Origin of the sequence: Streptomyces acidicola (assembly GCF_009377235.1) — a bacterium.
In the GTDB taxonomy this organism is placed as follows: domain Bacteria; phylum Actinomycetota; class Actinomycetes; order Streptomycetales; family Streptomycetaceae; genus Streptomyces; species Streptomyces acidicola.
This window is the reverse complement of sequence record NZ_VMNX01000453.1, coordinates 1-3181: the sequence shown is the minus strand read 5'-3', so window position 1 is coordinate 3181 and position 3181 is coordinate 1. Positions and strand designations below refer to the sequence as shown.

Below are 3181 nucleotides of genomic sequence, written 5' to 3'. Positions count from 1 at the left end.
CCCCCGCGAGCCTCCCCCCGCTATCCCGCACGTCATGTCTCCTTAACCGGCGATTCAACCGGCCTTGCGACGCTCGATCAATGAACCCCGCCGTGCCCGAGCCCTCGCCGCCCCCGGAGAACGGGGAGAGCGCAGGGAGCGGCCGATACGCCGCCGCGCTCCCGCCCGCCACGTCCGACGCGCCCGTTTTCCTCGCGGCGCGGAAGAATGGGTTTATGAGCCAGCAAAACGCCGAGGTCCCGGTTCAGCACGTGCAGCCCTCCGTGGGCTCCCTCGCCGCGCACCGCCCGCACACGGTGGCTGCTGTGGTCTCCGACCTGGAACCCGACATCGATGCCGACCTCGATGTCTACGAGGAGTCGCTGGAAGGCGAGGCGCTGCCCCAGGGCCGATTCCTGGACCGGGAGCGCAGCTGGCTCGCGTTCAACGAGCGGGTCCTCGAACTCGCCGAGGACCCCGCCACGCCCCTCCTGGAACGGGCGAACTTCCTCGCGATCTTCGCCAGCAACCTGGACGAGTTCTTCATGGTCCGGGTGGCCGGCCTGAAGCGCCGCATCGCCACGGGCGTGGCCACCCGCTCCGCCTCCGGCCTCCAGCCCCGCGAGGTGCTGGAGATGATCTGGGCCCGTTCGCGCGAGCTCATGGCCAGGCACGCGGCCTGCTTCCACGAGGACGTGGCCCCCGCACTCGCGGAGGAGGGCATCCACCTGGTTCGCTGGAACGAGCTGACCGGCGCGGAGCAGTCCCGCTTCTTCACCCTTTTCAAGAATCAGATCTTCCCGGTCCTGACCCCGCTGGCCGTCGACCCGGCGCACCCCTTCCCGTACATCTCGGGCCTCTCGCTCAACCTCGCGGTCGTCGTACGCAACCCGGTCTCGGGCCACCGGCACTTCGCCCGGGTCAAGGTCCCGCCGCTGCTGTCCCGCTTCATGGAGGCGTCGCCGAACCGGTACGTCCCCATCGAGGACGTCATCGCCGCGCACCTGGAGATGCTGTTCCCGGGCATGGAGGTGCTGGAGCACCACACCTTCCGGATCACCCGGAACGAGGACCTGGAGGTCGAGGAGGACGACGCCGAGAACCTGCTCCAGGCCCTGGAGAAGGAGCTCATGCGGCGCCGCTTCGGGCCGCCGGTGCGCCTGGAGGTCGAGGAGTCGATCGACCAGTACGTGCTCAACCTGCTGATCCGCGAGCTGAAGATCTCCGAGGCCGAGGTGTACCCGCTGCCGGGCCCCCTGGACCTCACGGGCCTCTTCGGCATCGCCAAGCTCGACCGCCCCGAGCTGAAGTACCCGAAGTTCATCGCGGGCGTCCACCGGGACCTCGCCGAGGTCGAGTCGGCGTCGGCGCCCGACATCTTCGCCGCCCTGCGCGAGCGGGACGTGCTGCTGCACCACCCGTACGACTCGTTCTCCACCTCCGTCCAGGCGTTCCTGGAGCAGGCGGCGGGCGACCCGGACGTCCTCGCGATCAAGCAGACGCTGTACCGGACCTCCGGTGACTCCCCGATCGTGGACGCGCTGATCGACGCCGCCGAGTCCGGCAAGCAGGTCCTCGTCCTGGTCGAGATCAAGGCCCGCTTCGACGAGCAGGCCAACATCAAGTGGGCCCGCAAGCTGGAGGAGTCGGGCTGCCACGTGGTCTACGGCCTCGTCGGCCTGAAGACCCACTGCAAGCTGTCCCTCGTGGTCCGCCAGGAGGGCGACGCCCTCGTCCGCTACTCGCACGTCGGCACCGGCAACTACCACCCCAAGACGGCCCGTCTGTACGAGGACCTGGGCCTGCTGACGGCCGACCCACAGGTCGGCGCGGACCTCTCGGACCTGTTCAACCGGCTGTCCGGCTACTCCCGCCGCGAGACCTACCGCCGTCTCCTCGTCGCCCCCAAGTCGCTGCGCGACGGTCTGCTCTCCCGGATCAACAAGGAGATCCAGCACCACCGTGCGGGCCGGCCCGCGTACGTCCGCATCAAGGTCAACTCGATGGTGGACGAGGCGATCATCGACGCGCTGTACCGCGCCTCGGAGGCGGGTGTACCGGTCGACGTGTGGGTGCGCGGCATCTGCGCCGTCCGGCCGGGCGTACCGGGACTGTCCGAGAACATACGGGTACGGTCCGTGCTCGGCCGCTTCCTGGAACACTCCCGGATCTTCGCCTTCGCCAACGGCGGTGAGCCCGAGGTGTGGATCGGCAGCGCCGACATGATGCACCGCAATCTCGACCGCCGTATCGAGGCGCTGGTGCGGGTCACCGACCCGGCCCACCGGGCGTCCCTCAACCGGCTGCTGGAGACCGGCATGTCCGACTCCACGTCCTCCTGGCACCTCGGCCCGGACGGCGAGTGGACCCGGCACGCGACGGACGGCGAGGGCCAGCCCCTGCGCAACGTCCAGGAGATGCTCATAGACGCCCGGAGGCGCCGGCGTGGCAATGCAACACCTTGACCCCTCGGACCCCGTGACCGGGCCCGTCACAGCAGATGCCCTGGCGGCCTATCTGCGGGCCCAGGCCACGGAGTTCCTCCGTGCGCTGCGTGCCGGGCGGGAGACGGGCGACGGAGGTCCCCCGGCCAGGGCGAGGACGAGAGCGGGGGAGAACGGTTGCGAGGAGTCCGCCGACGCGGCGCTCGCCCTGCGCCGCTCGGCCCGCCGCATCAGCGGCACCCTGCACACGTACCGCCCCCTGCTCGACGCCGACTGGTCCGAGGGCATGCGCCCCGAACTCGCCTGGCTGTCCGGCACACTGGGCCGCGAACACGCGTACGCGGCCCGTCTGGACCGCCTGGTGACGGCCCTGAACCGGCTGTCGGGGGCGTCCTCCTTCTCCGCACAGTCGGGAGCCGCCTCGTCCGCGGGGGACGCCGCGAAGGGCAACCTGACCGTCGGCGCCGCCAAGGCGGGCGCCCTGCTGGAGCGCCAGCTCACCCTGGCCCGGACCCGCGCCCACTCCGCCGCCCTCCAGGCCCTCGGCTCCTCCCGCTTCCACGCGGTCGCCGACAGCGTGGCCGTGCTGGCCAGCGAGGTCCCACTGGCCCCGGCGGCGGCCACGGCCGACCTGCGCCCGCTCGCCCAGGCCGCGCACGAGCGGCTGTGCGACGCGGTCTCCGCTCTGCCCCTGGTCACCGCGGGTCACCCCTACAACGCCGAGGCCCTGATCCACGGCCTCTCCCCCGACCCGGCCC

2 protein-coding genes are annotated in these 3181 nt (G+C 71.1%); both read left to right on the top strand.

Annotated elements, in window-relative coordinates; genetic code table 11:
* Positions 1–80 precede the first annotated feature (80 nt).
* Positions 81–2444, top strand: coding sequence for an RNA degradosome polyphosphate kinase (locus FPZ41_RS45845; protein WP_152870761.1), 2364 nt, complete (start codon positions 81–83; stop codon positions 2442–2444).
* The coding region (locus FPZ41_RS45840) for a CHAD domain-containing protein (RefSeq protein WP_322621581.1) at positions 2425–3181 on the top strand (757 nt) is incomplete at its 3' end. The genes FPZ41_RS45845 and FPZ41_RS45840, both read left to right, overlap by 20 nt.

Coding starts and splice junctions, on each gene's coding strand:
- FPZ41_RS45845 (WP_152870761.1), top strand. CDS start 81: ATGAACCCCGCCGTGCCCGAGCCCTCGCCGCCCCCGGAGAACGGGGAG.